14 protein-coding genes and 1 riboswitch are annotated in these 16,207 nt (G+C 36.5%); all 14 genes read left to right on the top strand.

Annotated features, from left to right (window positions below; translation table 11 throughout):
- The first annotated feature begins 18 nt into the window (after positions 1-18).
- The 14 genes from BAU23_RS01905 (at position 19) to BAU23_RS01840 (ending at position 16,178) form a co-directional block, all read left to right on the top strand.
- Entirely contained in the window at positions 19-2,415 is a 2,397-nt protein-coding gene (locus BAU23_RS01905; protein WP_016130136.1) for a DNA translocase FtsK, read from the top strand.
- 204 nt (positions 2,416-2,619) lie between these two features.
- Positions 2,620-2,721, top strand: a riboswitch (purine riboswitch).
- Positions 2,722-2,947: 226 nt separating this feature from the next.
- The gene (locus BAU23_RS01900) at positions 2,948-3,673 is read left to right on the top strand and encodes a GntR family transcriptional regulator (protein WP_000114184.1); all 726 of its coding nucleotides are present in this window, start codon (positions 2,948-2,950) and stop codon (positions 3,671-3,673) included.
- A gap of 90 nt (positions 3,674-3,763) precedes the next feature.
- Positions 3,764-4,840, top strand: coding sequence for a BMP family lipoprotein (locus BAU23_RS01895; protein ID WP_000730601.1), 1,077 nt, complete (start codon positions 3,764-3,766; stop codon positions 4,838-4,840).
- A gap of 108 nt (positions 4,841-4,948) precedes the next feature.
- Entirely contained in the window at positions 4,949-6,481 is a 1,533-nt protein-coding gene (locus BAU23_RS01890) for an ABC transporter ATP-binding protein (RefSeq protein WP_000456922.1), read from the top strand.
- Positions 6,474-7,532 (top strand): ABC transporter permease, encoded by a 1,059-nt coding sequence (locus BAU23_RS01885; RefSeq protein ID WP_001074493.1) that lies wholly within the window; start codon positions 6,474-6,476, stop codon positions 7,530-7,532. Before BAU23_RS01890 ends, BAU23_RS01885 begins: the two co-directional genes overlap by 8 nt.
- A complete protein-coding gene (locus tag BAU23_RS01880; RefSeq protein WP_000008059.1) occupies positions 7,533-8,492 on the top strand; it encodes an ABC transporter permease in 960 nt (319 codons plus the stop codon).
- Positions 8,493-8,702: 210 nt separating this feature from the next.
- The gene (yfmF, locus tag BAU23_RS01875; RefSeq protein ID WP_000772408.1) at positions 8,703-9,977 is read left to right on the top strand and encodes an EF-P 5-aminopentanol modification-associated protein YfmF; all 1,275 of its coding nucleotides are present in this window, start codon (positions 8,703-8,705) and stop codon (positions 9,975-9,977) included.
- Positions 9,978-11,264, top strand: coding sequence for an EF-P 5-aminopentanol modification-associated protein YfmH (gene yfmH / locus BAU23_RS01870; RefSeq protein WP_000411955.1), 1,287 nt, complete (start codon positions 9,978-9,980; stop codon positions 11,262-11,264). It abuts the gene before it with no gap.
- Between the two features lie 116 nt (positions 11,265-11,380).
- Positions 11,381-12,094 (top strand): elongation factor P 5-aminopentanone reductase, encoded by a 714-nt coding sequence (gene ymfI / locus BAU23_RS01865; protein ID WP_000759588.1) that lies wholly within the window; start codon positions 11,381-11,383, stop codon positions 12,092-12,094.
- Positions 12,095-12,169: 75 nt separating this feature from the next.
- Positions 12,170-12,418, top strand: a complete 249-nt coding sequence (locus BAU23_RS01860) for a DUF3243 domain-containing protein (RefSeq protein ID WP_000114449.1) — start codon at positions 12,170-12,172, stop codon at positions 12,416-12,418.
- A gap of 139 nt (positions 12,419-12,557) precedes the next feature.
- Complete coding sequence (locus tag BAU23_RS01855; RefSeq protein WP_000574107.1) at positions 12,558-13,343, top strand: DUF3388 domain-containing protein; 786 nt, start codon at positions 12,558-12,560, stop codon at positions 13,341-13,343.
- Positions 13,344-13,364: 21 nt separating this feature from the next.
- Positions 13,365-14,276 carry a helix-turn-helix domain-containing protein gene (locus BAU23_RS01850; RefSeq protein ID WP_071733449.1) on the top strand — a complete coding sequence of 304 codons (912 nt, stop codon included), beginning with the start codon at positions 13,365-13,367 and terminating at the stop codon, positions 14,274-14,276.
- A 63-nt stretch (positions 14,277-14,339) separates the two neighbouring features.
- Positions 14,340-14,918 (top strand): CDP-diacylglycerol--glycerol-3-phosphate 3-phosphatidyltransferase, encoded by a 579-nt coding sequence (pgsA, locus tag BAU23_RS01845; protein WP_001052978.1) that lies wholly within the window; start codon positions 14,340-14,342, stop codon positions 14,916-14,918.
- A 21-nt stretch (positions 14,919-14,939) separates the two neighbouring features.
- A complete protein-coding gene (locus BAU23_RS01840; RefSeq protein ID WP_000990702.1) occupies positions 14,940-16,178 on the top strand; it encodes a competence/damage-inducible protein A in 1,239 nt (412 codons plus the stop codon).
- The last annotated feature ends 29 nt before the right edge of the window (positions 16,179-16,207 follow it).

Here is a 16,207-nt window from a genome sequence, read left to right as displayed (position 1 = left end):
AGAACACGAGGTGAAGAAATGGCAAAACAAAAGCAAAGAGGGACGAAGGCAAAAGCAAGGCGTACGATAAAGCCAACTTTGTATTATGAAATCGTCGGGTTGACTCTTTTTGCACTTTCGATTATTACGATTTTACAGCTAGGTGTAGTAGGGAAATCGTTTGTGTTATTTTTTCGCTTCTTCTTTGGTGAGTGGTACATAATTGGTGTTTTAGGTGTAATAGCTTTATCTGTTGCTTTTGTTATAAAGCGTGGATGGCCAAACCTTTTAAATAAACGGCTAATAGGTGTTTATTTAATTGTATTAGCAATATTAATGTTTAGTCATATTACATTATTTAATCTTCTTACGAAAGATGGAGCTGTGCAAAATACTTCTGTAATTGTTAGTACAAAAGATTACTTCTTCCTTGAAATGAAAAAGGGCCCAGATAGTGTTCATTTAGGTGGTGGTATGTTCGGTGCGCTTATGTTCGCAACGTGTTATTTCTTATTTGACGAAGTAGGAGCATATATCATTGGCATTATTTTAGTTATTCTCGGGATACTGTGTATAACAAATAAACATATTGGAGAAGTGCTGGCTCCTGTAGGGCGAATTCTTAGAAGTCAATTCGAAGTAATGCAAGGGGATTATAAAGATTGGAGATCTAAAAGGGTCGCTGAGCAAACTGAAAAGAAAAAAACAACAAGAAGCACGAGGCGTGAACGAGTTGCCGAACGAGAAGAGGCTATTGAGCCAGTAGAAGAGATAGAAATCGGTCCGCCAATTATTTCAAATTTTACTGAGAATTATCCAGTAAGTGAAGAGGCGGAAAAGCAGATAAAAGAAAAAGAAAATGAAAATGATTTAATCACTCCTCCGTTTATTGAAGAGGCAGTTCCGGTTACACCAGAAGAGCAACCTCAAAAGAAACGAGGAGAAAAAATAGTTGAATCGCTAGAAGGTGAAACGAAAACACCTCCTATGCAATTTTCTAATGTGGAAAATAAAGATTATAAGCTTCCTTCGCTTGATATATTAAAGTTTCCAAAAAATAAGCAAGTTACAAATGAAAATGCGGAAATTTATGAAAATGCTCGTAAATTGGAACGTACATTCCAAAGTTTTGGTGTGAAAGCGAAAGTAACAAAAGTACATAGAGGTCCCGCAGTTACGAAGTATGAAGTGTATCCTGATATGGGAGTAAAAGTAAGCAAAATTGTTAGTTTAAGTGATGATTTAGCGCTTGCTTTAGCAGCGAAAGACATTCGTATTGAAGCACCTATTCCCGGGAAATCAGCTGTTGGGATTGAGGTTCCGAATTCAGAAGTTTCTATGGTAACGCTCAGAGAAGTTCTTGATTCAAAGGCGAATAACCACCCAGAAGAGAAGTTATTAATTGGTCTTGGACGTGATATTACAGGAGAGGCTGTATTGGCACGTTTAAATAAAATGCCCCATTTATTAGTAGCTGGTGCGACTGGTAGCGGAAAGAGTGTATGTATTAATGGAATTATTGTAAGTATTTTAATGCGTGCGAAACCGCATGAAGTAAAATTAATGATGATTGATCCGAAAATGGTAGAGTTAAATGTATATAACGGTGTTCCGCATTTATTAACGCCAGTTGTAACTGATCCGAAAAAAGCGTCACAGGCTTTGAAGAAAGTTGTGAGTGAAATGGAGCGTCGTTATGAATTATTCGCGCATAGCGGTACGCGTAACATTGAAGGGTATAACGATCATATTAAAGAGCATAATAGCCAATCGGAAGCGAAACAACCAGAATTACCATATATTGTAGTGATTGTGGACGAGTTAGCTGATTTAATGATGGTTGCATCTTCTGATGTAGAAGATGCGATTATGCGTTTAGCTCAAATGGCACGTGCTGCTGGTATTCATTTAATTATTGCGACTCAGCGTCCGTCAGTTGATGTTATTACAGGTGTTATTAAAGCGAATATTCCATCGCGTATTGCATTTGCTGTATCTTCCCAAACAGACTCTCGAACGATTCTTGACGGTGGTGGTGCAGAGAAGTTGCTGGGGCGTGGAGATATGTTGTTCATACCAATTGGTGCATCGAAACCTGTTCGTGTACAAGGAGCATTTTTATCAGATGATGAAGTTGAGAGAGTCGTAGAATATGTTGTTGCGCAACAAAAAGCGCAATATCAAGAGGATATGATTCCGCAAGATGTTCCTGAAACAAAGCGGGAAGTAGAAGATGAATTATACGATGAAGCGATTCAGCTTGTCGTAGAAATGCAAACAGCATCTGTGTCTATGTTACAACGTAGATTTAGAGTAGGATATACGCGAGCGGCTCGTTTAATTGATGCCATGGAAATGAATGGTGTAGTAGGTCCTTATGAAGGTAGTAAACCGAGGGAAGTACTCATTAAAGATGTACAAGAAAAAAGTTCTTGAAAAAAAGCCTAATTGTTTTTACAATTAGGCTTTTTTATATGCTGTTTTTGTTATATACTATAGTCAACATAAAAGAAAGGGCTTACATAACGAGGTGCTCTTTAGAATACGAATGCTTATTGTTTTGGTTTTCGAAACGTTCGATATTTAATGTAGAAAAATGTTGAATTCTGTTGACACATATGGGAGCAAGTGGTAAGATTACTTCGAAAAGAATCACTGCCTCATATAATCTTGGAGATAAGGTCCATAAGTTTCTACCTGGCAACCATGAATTGCTAGACTATGAGGGGAAAAGTGTGTAACAAAGGATGTAAGGGATCTTTGTGCCGAACTTTTTCTCTATATGAGGAATGTTTATGGTACAAAGTTTTTTTTATGGAATAAAGAGTGAAAATTTCTTCTTGAAAAATTATTAATATTTATTCGACAATTATGCTTATTGTTAGTATTTCATACTATGTTGTAAGTTGAAAAAAGAGAAAAGAAGTCTTACATCAGAGGTCGAATAATTGAAATGCGGGGGAGTCTTATGTCAGTAAAATCCGATAGTCGTCATTTGTATTTGCGAGTGATTGATCACATCAAAGGAAAAATTAAAGATGGGGCTTACAAAGAAAAACAAAAGTTACCTTCAGAGTTCGATCTAGCGAAAGAACTTGGTGTAAGTAGGGCAACTTTAAGGGAAGCACTACGTATTTTAGAAGAAGAAAATGTTGTTATTCGTAGACATGGTGTAGGGACGTTTGTAAATGCGAAGCCATTATTTTCTTCTGGAATAGAGCAACTTTCTAGTATTACAGATATGATTTCTAGTGTGGGGAAAACACCAGGAACAATCTTTTTATCATCATCTACAACAACTTTAACAGAAGAAGAAAAAGAGAAGTTTAATAGTGAAGATGGTTTTAATGCGGTAATGATTGAGCGTGTTCGTACAGCGGATGGGGAACCAGTTGTATATTGCATTGATAAACTAGCGAAAGAGATATTACCAGATTTATCGGGGTACAATGAGGAATCACTGCTTACAGTTATACATAATAATACGCATAAGCGTATCACTTACGCAGTTGCTCATATTGAACCGATTGGTTATCATCCGAAAATCTCACCGATTTTAGAATGTGAACCTGAAACGGCACTGCTAGTTTTAAAACAAATGCACTATGATCAAAATGATGAGCCAATCTTATATTCTATTAATTACTTTAGAGCTGATAAGTTTAGCTTCCACGTATTAAGAAAGCGTATGTAGGGAAGTTCCTTTTTAGGGAGGTGACAGCAAGAAGTAAGGGACAGCAGCGTATGATTCATTAGATAAAACATTTCAGGAGGGGTTTCTAGTATGAAGAAAAAAACAGGTCTTTTATTATCGTTAACGTTAGCAGCAAGTACAGTGTTAGGTGCATGTGGTAACTCGGATAAAGCGGATAGTGACAAAAAAGGGGATAAAGAGTTTAAGGTTGGTATGGTTACAGATGTTGGGGGCGTTGATGACAAATCATTCAACCAATCAGCTTGGGAAGGTTTAACGAAATTTGGTAAAGACAACGACTTAAAGAAAAATGAAGGATATCGTTACCTGCAATCAAGTAAGGATGCAGACTATATCCCGAATTTAACGAAATTTGCGAAAGATAATTATAACACAACATTTGGTATTGGTTACTTAATGGAAAAATCGATTACAAAAGTAGCTGAACAGTATCCGAAAGAACAGTTTGCGATTGTAGACACAGTTGTGGATAAGCCAAACGTAACAAGTATTACATTTAAAGACCATGAAGGTTCATTCCTAGTTGGAGCTGTAGCAGCAATGACAACAAAATCAAATAAAGTAGGTTTTGTTGGTGGTGTGAAGAGTCCATTAATTACAAAATTTGAATCAGGTTTTAAAGCTGGTGCAAAAGCAGTAAATCCAAATATCGAAATTGTATCGCAATATGCTGATGCGTTTGATAAGCCAGAAAAAGGATCTGTATTAGCTTCAGCAATGTACGGTCAAGGTGTTGACGTAATTTATCACGCTTCAGGTGCAACTGGTAACGGTGTATTCACAGAAGCAAAAAACCGTAAGAAAAAAGGTGAAAACGTTTGGGTAATCGGTGTTGACCGTGACCAAAACCAAGAAGGTATGCCTGAAAACGTAACTTTAACTTCTATGGTAAAACGTGTTGATATTGCAGTAGCTAAAGTAGCGCAAGAAGCGAAAGATGGTAAGTTAAAAGGCGGTAAAATAGAAGAGTTCGGATTAAAAGATGACGGTGTTGGTATTGCGAAAACTACTGACAATGTGAAAAAAGTAAATCCAGAAATCTTAACAAAAGTAGAAGAATTTGAGAAGAAAATTACTGCTGGTGAAATTAAAGTACCTGCAACTGACGAAGAATATAAAGCATATGAAGCTTCTCTAAAGAAATAATAATAGAGAAATAGCAAAGGTTAGTTCTTAGAACTAACCTTTGTATATATAAAAATACCTTTAATAGACTGCAATTGGGGAGTGTTCCCTGCTAGAAGGAGGAACAAAATGGAATACGTAATTGAGATGAACAATATTACAAAAGTATTCCCAGGCATTGTAGCGAATGATGATATTACGCTACAAGTAAAACAGGGAGAGATACACGCTTTACTTGGAGAAAATGGTGCAGGGAAATCAACATTGATGAATGTACTGTTCGGTTTGTATCAACCAGAACAGGGAGAGATTAAAATTAAAGGGAAACCTGTAAAAATTACAAATCCGAATATAGCAAATGACCTTGGAATTGGGATGGTCCATCAACATTTTATGCTTGTTCATAATTTTACAGTTACAGAGAATATTATTCTTGGAAATGAACCGAAGAGAAAAGGGAAAATCGCTGTTGAAGAGGCTGCAAAAGAAATTAAACAATTATCTGAACAGTACGGTTTAGCTGTTGATCCATATGCAAAGATTGAAGATATTTCGGTTGGGATGCAGCAAAGGGTTGAAATATTAAAGACACTTTATCGTGGTGCGGAGATTTTAATATTTGATGAACCTACTGCGGTATTAACCCCTCAAGAAATTAATGAATTGATTCAAATTATGAAAAAACTTGTACAAGAAGGGAAATCTATCGTTCTTATTACACATAAGTTGAAAGAAATTATGGAAGTTTGCGATCGTTGTACAATTATTCGTAAAGGTAAAGGGATTGGTACAGTTGACGTTGCGGAAATGGATGAACATAAACTTGCAGAATTAATGGTCGGACGTCAAGTGAATTTTAAAACAGAAAAAATAGAGGCTAAACCGAGAGAAGAGGTTCTATCTGTTTCGAATATTGTCGTTCATGATGCACGCCAATTACCTGCTGTAAAAGGCCTTGACTTAACTGTTCGTGCAGGAGAAATTGTTGGGATTGCAGGGATTGATGGAAATGGACAAAGTGAATTAATAGAGGCGATTACTGGTTTACGAAAAGTTGAGTCAGGTTCTATTGCAATTAAAGGAAAAGAAATAACGAATTGGCCTGTTCGAAGAATTACAGAGGAAGGAATTGGTCATATTCCAGAAGACCGTCATAAACACGGGCTAGTGCTTGATTTTTCTGTTAAAGACAATATAGTTTTGCAAACGTACTATAAAAACCCATTTTCAAAGAAGGGGATTTTAAACTTTAGTAAAATCACAGAGAAAGCAAAGGCTCTTATTGAACAGTTTGATGTACGTACGCCTAGCGAACAAACATTAGCGCGTGCTCTATCAGGTGGAAATCAGCAGAAAGCTATCATTGCACGTGAAGTAGATCGAAATCCAGATTTATTAATTGCAGCACAACCAACACGTGGTTTAGATGTAGGGGCGATTGAATTTATTCATAAGAAGTTAATCGAGCAGAGAGATAAGGGGAAAGCGGTATTACTTCTATCGTTAGAACTGGATGAAATTTTAAATGTTAGCGATCGAGTTGCTGTTATATATGAAGGGGAAATTGTAGCGATTGTCGATGCAAAAGAAACAAATGAACAACAGCTTGGTTTGTTGATGGCTGGCGGAACGGAGAAAGAGAAGGTGAATACAAATGGCTAAAAAATTTTTAACGGAGCGAACAATTAATATTTTAGTTCCTGTATTATCCGTTATTTTTGGTTTACTTGTTGGTGCCATTGTAATGTTAGTTAGTGGATATGATCCAATTGTTGGGTATGCAGCGCTTTGGGAAGGAATGGTTGGAAATCCGCAAGCAATTGGTGAAACGTTACGTACGATGATTCCGCTTGTGCTAGCAGGACTTTCCGTGGCATTTGCATTTCGTACCGGTCTTTTTAACATTGGGGTAGAAGGACAATTATTAGTTGGGTGGCTTGCCGCTGTTTGGTTTGGTTATGCAGTATCGTTACCGGCATTTTTGCATATTCCATTATCTATTTTAGTAGCCGCGATTGCTGGTGGTTTATGGGGTTTTATACCTGGATATTTAAAAGGAAAGCTTAAAGTAAATGAAGTAATTGTAACAATTATGATGAACTATATTGCGCTTTATGTTACGTATGACCTTATTAAACGTTTTATACATGAAGGTAACGAGAAATCTTATGATGTACAAGCGAGTGCTTCATTAGCTTCTGATTGGCTATCTTCATTGACAGATGGATCTCGTTTGCACTGGGGAATTGTTGTAGCTATTATAATTGCTATTGTAATGTGGTTCTTGCTAGATAGAACTACGTTAGGATATGAGTTAAAATCGGTTGGTTTTAACCAAAATGCATCGCAATATGCAGGGATGAAAGTCTCTCGTAATGTTGTATTATCAATGACGATTGCTGGTGCTTTTGCTGGAATTGGTGGGGCAATGGAAGGTCTAGGAACATTCCAAAGTATGACGGCAATGACGTCGTTTACTGGTATTGGATTCGATGGGATTGCGGTAGCTCTTCTTGGAGGAAATAATCCGTTTGGTATATTATTATCGGCTTTACTGTTCGGTGGTTTGAAAAGTGCAGCCCCGCAAATGAATTTTGAAGCAGATGTACCTTCTGAGTTAATTAATGTTATTATTGCATGTATTATTTTCTTTGTTGCTTGCAGTTATGTTTTACGCTGGGCACTTACACGCATGAGCAAGGAGGGGAAATAAATGAGCTTTATAGATATTTTAGCCATTCTTGTGACTGGTACGTTATATACGGCAGCGCCACTTATTTTTACGGCGTTAGGTGGAGTGTTCAGTGAACGTTCTGGAGTTGTAAATATAGCATTAGAAGGCTTAATGTTATTTGGTGCATTTACTGGTATCGTTACAACGTTATTAATGGGTGATACGTGGGGAGCGATGACTCCGTGGATTGCACTATTATTTGCAGCGATTGGTAGTGGGTTATTTGCACTTCTTCATGCGGTAGCATCTATTACATTCCGTGCGGATCAAGTAGTAAGTGGGGTAGCGATTAACTTCTTAGCTCTTGGTTTAACAGTATTTGCGATTAAGAAAATCTTTGGCAAAGGACAAACTGATTTCATTCAATACCGCATTGAAAAAATCGATGTTCCGGGCCTTTCGGATATTCCGGTAATCGGAAAAATCTTTTTCTCAAATGTACCGTTAACATCATATATTGCTATTATTTTAGCTTTTGTTGTCTGGTACATTATTTATAAAACGCCGTTCGGTCTTCGTCTTCGTGCAGTTGGTGAACATCCAATGGCAGCAGATACGATGGGGATTAATGTATATAAAATGCGTTATATTGCAGTTTGTATATCTGGAATGTTCGCAGGAGTGGGTGGTGCGGTCTTCGCAATGTCGATTTCTGGTAACTTCTCAGGTGCTACAATTACTGGACAAGGTTTCTTAGCATTAGCAGCTATGATTTTCGGTAAATGGAATCCACTAGGTGCCCTTGGAGCAGCTCTATTCTTCGGATTTGCTCAATCACTTGGGATAACAGGTGGTACAATTCCTGTATTAAAAGAAATTCCAAGTGTATTCTTAACGATATTACCGTATGTATTTACAATATTAGCACTTGTTGGTTTTGTAGGCCGATCTGAAGCTCCGAAAGCACTCGGAACGCCTTATGAAAAAGGAAAACGATGAGTATTTAGAAAGTATAAGAAAAGCTCGCACATTAGTGCGGGCTTTTTTACATAGAATATATTTAATACGGAAATTTACTATGTTCCTTACATATTAAAGTTTTTAGAAAGACTCAAATGTAAGCATAATAAGGAAGAAAAGTTGATTTTTTATTTCTAAAAACTGTATATTGAAGAGGAATATTCCTACATACGTAAAGGAGGGCTATTAATGAAACTAATGGAACAGCAACTACATGAATTAGGTGGCTTGCGAGTACATATTATTCCGACTGATAAATATAAAACAAATACCTTTGTATTTCGTTTTAAAGCACCTTTAAATGAGGAGACGGTGACAGAGCGTGCCCTATTGCCATACGTATTGCAAAGTGCGACAGAAAAACTACCTTCTGTAATTCGCCTTCGTCAATATTTAGAAGAATTATATGGATCTTCTTTAGCGGTAGATGTAAGTAAGAAAGGGGAAGACCATATTATCTCTATTTATGTAGACATCGCAAATGAAACATATTTACGCGATGCACCACCGTTATTTGAAAAAGCGCTTTCTATGTTATCTGATATTGTTTTACATCCAGCAACAGAAGGCGAAGGTTTTCTACCTGCTATTGTAGAAAGTGAGAAACGAGCACTCTTGCAACGAATTGAGGCTACTTATGATGATAAAATGCGTTATGCAAACGAGCGTTTAATTGAAGAAATGTGCAAAGTAGAACCATATCGTTTAAGTGCAAATGGGAAAAAAGAAAGTGTTGCTTCTATTACAAATGAAAGTTTGTATCAATATTATCAAAAAGTGTTAGCGGAAGATGAAATGGATTTATATATTATTGGTGACATTTCAGAAGATGCTGTGGAGCTTGTAAATAAGTATTTTTCGATTTCGCCTCGTGTTGTGAAAGAAAGAAATGTACTTCTTCATAAACGAAATAATGAAGAGAAAGAAATTGTTGAAAAACAAGAACTAAAGCAAAGTAAATTAAATATCGGCTATCGCACATTCATTACGTATAAAGATGAAGATTATTTTGCACTGCAATTGTTTAACGGATTATTTGGAGGGTTTTCTCATTCAAAGTTATTCGTAAACGTCCGTGAAAAAAATAGTTTAGCGTACTATGCAGCATCAAGATTTGAAAGTCATAAAGGTTTGCTCTTCGTTATGTCTGGAATTGAAGCGAAGAACTTTGAAAAAGCGGTTGAAATTATTAAAGAACAGATGAAAGCAATGCAAAACGGTGATTTTTCAGAGGAAGAGATGCAACAAACAAAAAGTGTAATTCAAAATCAAATCTTAGAGGCTGTTGATACACCACGTGGTTTTGTTGAAATGCTTTATCATGGCGTTATTTCAGAGCGTACGCGTCCAGTTGAAGAGTGGCTAACGGGTATAGAAGGCGTGACGAAAGAAGAAATTGTGAAAGTTGCTAATAATATTGAATTAGATACAATTTACTTTTTACATGGAACGGAGGGAGAATAAATGGAGAAGATTGTGTATGAGCAATTAAAAGAGACACTATATTATGAAAAACTTCCGAATGGATTAGATGTATACATTTTACCGAAACAAGGATTCAATAAAACATTTGCGACATTTACGACGAAGTACGGTTCTGTTGATAATACGTTTGTCCCACTTGGAAAAGAAGAAATGACTCGTGTGCCAGATGGGATTGCTCATTTTCTTGAGCATAAATTGTTCGAAAAGGAGGACCATGACGCATTTCAATTGTTTAGTAAACAAGGTGCTTCAGCAAATGCTTTTACGTCCTTTACGAGAACGGCTTACCTCTTTTCTTGTACATCAAATGTAGAGCAAAATTTAAATACGTTGTTAAATTTTGTTCAAGAACCGTATTTCTCGGAAAAAACGGTTGAAAAAGAAAAAGGTATTATCGGCCAAGAAATTCAAATGTACCAAGATAATCCAGATTGGCGTTTATATTTTGGGTTAATCGATAGCTTGTTTGTGAAGCATCCAATTAAAATTGATATTGCAGGGACGATTGAGTCTATTAGTAAAATTACAAAAGACCTATTGTATGAGTGTTATGAGACTTTTTACCACCCAAGCAATATGTTATTGTTTGTTGTTGGAGCGATTGATCCTGAAAAAACAATGGATTTAGTTCGTGACAATCAAGAGAAAAAAGATTACGAAAACCAACCGGAAATCGTTCGTTCTTTTGAAGAGGAACCAGAAGAAGTAAATGAAAAGAAAAAGATTATTTCAATGCCTGTTCAAACTCCAAAATGTTTAGTTGGTATTAAAGCAACGAATTTACAAGAAAAAGGGCAAGCTCTTTTAAAACAAGAAATTGCGCTTACATTACTTTTAGATTATTTATTTGGAAAAGGGTCAGTTCATTATGAATCTTTATATAATGAAGGTCTTATTGATGATTCGTTCTCGTATGACTATACAGAAGAAAATAACTTCGGTTTTGCGATGGTTGGTGGAGATACGAAGCAACCTGATGAATTGGCAGATCGATTAAAAGGTATTTTACTGCAAACGAATTATGATCAGTTAGATGAGGCTGCGTTGGAACGGGTGAAGAAAAAGAAAATAGGTGGATTTTTACGATCATTGAATTCACCTGAATATATTGCAAATCAGTTTACACGATATGCGTTTAATGAATCTAGTTTATTTGATGCTCTTACAGTGTTAGAAGGCTTAACTGTTCAAGACCTACAACAAGCAGCAAAAACATTATTAATTGAAGAGAGAATGAGCGTCTGCCAAGTGTTGCCAAAAAAGTAAAGTGATACTTGAATAAAAAACGCAGTATCTATATCCCTCATCTAACGTTTGGTTATTGCCAAATGGTAAGATGAGGGTATTATTTATTTATACATAAAAGATAAGAGAGGGAACTTATGAAAAAGTATGCATTAGTAACTGGAGGGAGCGGAGGGATTGGCTCTGCTATTTCGAAGCAGTTAATCGAGGATGGTTATACAGTCTATATTCATTACAATAAAAGCGAAGAGAAGGTAAGGGAGTTACAGAAGGAATTTGATGTAGTGATTCCTGTGCAAGCAAATTTAGCTTCTAGAGATGGAGCAGAGGAATTGTGGGCGCAAATAGAACATCCTATTGATGTTATTGTATACGCAGCTGGAAAGAGTATTTTTGGATTAGTAACAGATGTTACAAATGAAGAATTAGATTATATGGTCGAGCTTCAAGTGAAGAGTGTATATAGACTTCTTTCGATGGCGCTTCCATCGATGATCGGGCGGAGAAGTGGAAATGTTGTTGTTATTTCATCCATTTGGGGGCAAATAGGAGCATCTTGTGAGGTGCTGTACTCAATGGTAAAAGGTGCACAAAATTCATATGTGAAAGCTTTAGCGAAAGAAGTTTCTTTAAGTGGATTACGTGTTAATGCGGTAGCGCCAGGTGCAATCGAAACAGAAATGTTAAATATATTTTCAGCAGATGATAAAAATGAAATTGCTGAAGATATTCCATTAGGTAGGCTAGGACTACCGGAAGAGGTAGCAAAAACAGTCTCCTTCCTTGTTTCACCAGGAGCTTCTTATATTACGGGGCAAATTATTGGAGTCAATGGCGGTTGGCATTGTTAAAAATTTCTTACATAAAAAACAAAAAAATGTACAAATTAAGCATGATTCTATTACTCAATAGTGAGGTGCTTAAACATGTCAGTGTTAGATAATTTTGATCAGTGGAAGAGCTTTTTGGGAGAACGTTTAGAACAAGCGGGGGGGAAAGGGCTTGATGGTGGTGCCGTATCAGATATGGCATTTCGTGTTGGAGATTATTTAGCTAATGAAGTAGAAGCGCGCAACGATCAAGAAAAATTATTGTCTGAGCTTTGGAAAGTTGCTGATGAACAAGAGCAACATACAATCGCAAATTTAATGGTGAAGTTTGTACAACATAAGTAAAAGTAGAGAGGAGAAACTCCTCTCTACTTTTTTTGTATAATAATTAAGAGGGGTAGATTATACATTTAGCTTCCCTATTAAGGTGAAATCATATAATATAGTACGTAGGTGTAAAGTAAGCGTGGGGGAGTGATCTTGGATGATTGAATGGTATTTTGAATATGAAATACATAAAAACCGACCTGGCTTACTTGGTGACGTTTCTTCGTTAATCGGTATGCTTGGCATCAATATTGTCACAATTAATGGTGTAGATAATGCACGACGTGGACTTCTGCTTATGTGTGATAATCAAGAGCAAATCTCTAGACTTGAATCAATTCTAAATACGATGGATAATATAACGGTAACGAAATATCGTCCGCCAAAGCTTAGAGATAAGCTAGCAGTTAGACATGGTAGGTACATACAACGAGATGCAGATGATAAGAAGACATTTCGATTTGTACGTGATGAATTAGGATTACTTGTAGACTTTATGGCGGAGATAATGAAAAAAGAAGGTCATAAGCTAATTGGGATACGAGGAATGCCTCGTGTCGGAAAAACAGAATCCATTGTTGCCGCAAGTGTTTGTGCAAATAAGAGATGGCTATTCGTATCATCGACTCTTATTAAGCAAACTGTACGTAGCCAATTGATTGAAGATGAGTATAGCGACGATAATATTTTCATACTAGATGGAATTGTATCAACAAAGCGTGCAAATGAAAGACATTGGCAGCTTGTTCGTGAAATCATGAGGTTGCCTGCAACGAAAGTTGTGGAACATCCAGATGTATTTGTGAGTCAGTCGGAATACACATTGGATGATTTTGATTATATTATCGAATTGCGTAACGATTATGATGAAGAAATTCAATATAATTTAGTAGATGAAATTGAGCAAGGTACGCAAAATAATTTCTCTATGTTTGACTTTTAAAGAAATATTGAGGTGTTAGTAGTGACGGAATTAGGACAAAAGCTGACAGAAGCAAGAGAAGCGAAAGGCTTGTCTATTGATCAGCTGCATGAAATTACAAAAATTCAAAAACGCCATTTAGTAGCGATTGAAGAAGGCAATTATAATGTATTGCCAGGAACTTTTTATGCGCGTGCATTCATTAAACAATATGCAGATGCGGTTGGATTAAATGGAGAGGAACTGCTTGTAGAATATCAGAGTACGATACCACAATCTGAAAAACACGATGTTCCACAAGTATCAACTGGACAGAAAACACAAGAAACAATGCAAAAATCTTCATCATGGCCAATTGCAGATCATATGCCGAAAATTTTGATTGCGTTATTAGTGATTGCATTTGGAGTGGTAGTATGGTTTGTTATTCAAGCGTTAACTGGAAAAGATGATAGGCAAGTTCCAAATGCTCAAAGTGAGAAAATTGAAGTTCAAAAAGCAAAAAATTCTCCGCTAGATACGAAGAAAGATGAAGAGAAAGCGGAAGAACCAAAAAAAGAAGAACCAAAAAAAGAAGAGCCAAAGAAAGAGGAACAACCAGCACAACCAACTGGACAGCAAGAGGTAAAAGTAGTTGGAACAACTGGTAAGGTATCTACTTTGGAAATTCATAATAATAAAACATTAGAACTGGAAATATCGGGTAAAGGTGCGAGTTATGTAGATGTTAAAGATGATGCTGGGAACGAAATTCTAAACACTACAGTACAAGGTGGCCAAATAGAAAAACGTGATTTATCAACAGTAAAAGAAGTGCGACTTAATATTGGAAATGCAACGAATGTTGAAGTTAAACTGAATGGTCAAGTGGTTGCTTTCCCATTGGATCCAGAAAAAGAACTTCACCAAAGATTGGTGATAAAAAACCAAGGGATAGGGCAACCTGCACAATAACAGTCATCGCTTCGATGACTTTTTTCAATGAACAAATGTTTTTGATATGATGGAGGAATAGCTGTGAATTTACCAAATAAAATTACAATATCTAGAATCTTCTTAATTCCAATTTTTATGGTAATTATGTTAGTGCCCTTTGAATGGGGCTCATTTATAATTGGTGATGTAGAGTTACCAATTCAACATTTAGTAGGGGCACTTATCTTTATTATCGCTTCGGCTACAGATTGGATTGATGGACATTATGCAAGAAAGTATAATCTTGTAACGAATTTAGGGAAGTTCCTTGACCCGTTAGCAGATAAACTACTTGTTTCGGCAGCACTTATCACATTGGTAGAAATGCAATATGTACCTGCTTGGATCGTTATTATAATTATAAGCCGTGAGTTTGCAGTAACAGGTTTACGCCTTGTACTTGCTGGGACAGGGGAAGTAGTGGCAGCAAATCAGTTAGGGAAAATTAAGACATGGACACAAATTATTGCGATTGCAGCGTATTTATTACACGATGTACCTTTAAATTTAATCCATATCCCAGTTGCTGATATTTTCATATGGATTGCATTAATCTTCACTGTTATTTCAGGATGGGATTATTTCTGGAAAAATAGGGCTGCTTTTGTAAACTCAAAATAGAAGTTTTATGGGGGAATTGGGATGAATGCTGAGATTATTGCGGTTGGAACTGAATTGTTACTTGGACAAATTGCAAATACAAATGCCCAGTTTTTATCTGAAAAGTTAGCTTCAATTGGAATAAATGTGTACTATCATACTGTTGTGGGTGATAATAACAAGCGATTACAAAAGGCAATTGAATTGGCTGAAGAGCGCGCTGATATGCTTATTTTCACAGGCGGATTAGGGCCGACAAAAGACGATTTGACGAAAGAAACAATAGCGTCTAGCTTAGGTGAAGAGCTTGTGTATGATGAAACAGCATTAACGTCCATAAGCGATTATTTTAAGCGTACAGGCCGTGAATTTACGGAAAATAATAAAAAGCAGGCGCTCGTTCTAAGTGGATCGACTGTATTTGCGAATGATCACGGTATGGCACCTGGCATGGGTTTAAATAAAAACGGAAAAGTTTATATTTTATTACCAGGGCCGCCAAAAGAAATGAAGCCGATGTATGTAAGGTACGTAGAGCCTTTTTTACGTAACTTTACAACAGGGGAAAATATTTATTCTCGCGTTCTTCGCTTTTTCGGTATTGGGGAATCTCAATTAGAGGTAAAAGTTCAAGATTTAATTGATGGACAAACGAACCCGACCATTGCACCACTCGCAAATGATGGAGAAGTGACATTACGTTTAACTGCAAAACATCATGATGCGAATGAGGCGGAGAAACTAATTCAACATGTGGAAAATTTGATTTTAGAAAGAGTAGGAGAATTTTTCTACGGATATGACCAAGATTTTCTTCATTACAAGGCAATAGAGTTATTGAAGCAAAAAGGGTTAACTTTAGCATGTGCAGAAAGTTTAACAGGCGGTCTCTTTGGAAATCAAGTAACAGAAAATGCGGGTGTTTCGTCTGTGTTTAAAGGCGGAGTCATTTGTTATCAAAATGAAGTAAAGCAACAAATTTTACATGTACCTGAAGAAGTGTTACGTACTGACGGCGCGGTTAGTAAACAATGTGCTCGTTATCTTGCTGAAAATGTAAAGAAACTGTTAAAAGCAGATATTGGAATTAGCTTTACTGGGGTGGCAGGACCTGATGCTTCGGAGTATAAAGAACCAGGAACAGTATTTGTTGGATTGGCGATTAAGGATGAACCGACTGAAGTCTTCCCTCTTAATTTAAGTGGAAGTCGTCAACAAATTAGAGAACGCTCTACAAAATATGGGTTTTATCATTTATACAAAAAACTAGAAGAGATATGAGTTTCTTCTGGTTTTTTTTGTGGGAAAAT

This window comes from Bacillus nitratireducens, assembly GCF_001884135.1.
Classification (GTDB): domain Bacteria; phylum Bacillota; class Bacilli; order Bacillales; family Bacillaceae_G; genus Bacillus_A; species Bacillus_A nitratireducens.
The sequence above is the reverse complement of the archived record's forward strand: the minus strand, read 5'-3'. Positions and strand labels throughout refer to the sequence as shown.

What these genes read in the sequence shown, in the direction of transcription:
- BAU23_RS01905 (WP_016130136.1), top strand. Translation starts at nt 19, where the DNA reads ATGGCAAAACAAAAGCAAAGAGGGACGAAGGCAAAAGCAAGGCGTACG.
- BAU23_RS01900 (WP_000114184.1), top strand. Translation starts at nt 2,948, where the DNA reads ATGTCAGTAAAATCCGATAGTCGTCATTTGTATTTGCGAGTGATTGAT.
- BAU23_RS01895 (WP_000730601.1), top strand. Translation starts at nt 3,764, where the DNA reads ATGAAGAAAAAAACAGGTCTTTTATTATCGTTAACGTTAGCAGCAAGT.
- BAU23_RS01890 (WP_000456922.1), top strand. Translation starts at nt 4,949, where the DNA reads ATGGAATACGTAATTGAGATGAACAATATTACAAAAGTATTCCCAGGC.
- BAU23_RS01885 (WP_001074493.1), top strand. Translation starts at nt 6,474, where the DNA reads ATGGCTAAAAAATTTTTAACGGAGCGAACAATTAATATTTTAGTTCCT.
- BAU23_RS01880 (WP_000008059.1), top strand. Translation starts at nt 7,533, where the DNA reads ATGAGCTTTATAGATATTTTAGCCATTCTTGTGACTGGTACGTTATAT.
- yfmF (WP_000772408.1), top strand. Translation starts at nt 8,703, where the DNA reads ATGAAACTAATGGAACAGCAACTACATGAATTAGGTGGCTTGCGAGTA.
- yfmH (WP_000411955.1), top strand. Translation starts at nt 9,978, where the DNA reads ATGGAGAAGATTGTGTATGAGCAATTAAAAGAGACACTATATTATGAA.
- ymfI (WP_000759588.1), top strand. Translation starts at nt 11,381, where the DNA reads ATGAAAAAGTATGCATTAGTAACTGGAGGGAGCGGAGGGATTGGCTCT.
- BAU23_RS01860 (WP_000114449.1), top strand. Translation starts at nt 12,170, where the DNA reads ATGTCAGTGTTAGATAATTTTGATCAGTGGAAGAGCTTTTTGGGAGAA.
- BAU23_RS01855 (WP_000574107.1), top strand. Translation starts at nt 12,558, where the DNA reads ATGATTGAATGGTATTTTGAATATGAAATACATAAAAACCGACCTGGC.
- BAU23_RS01840 (WP_000990702.1), top strand. Translation starts at nt 14,940, where the DNA reads ATGAATGCTGAGATTATTGCGGTTGGAACTGAATTGTTACTTGGACAA.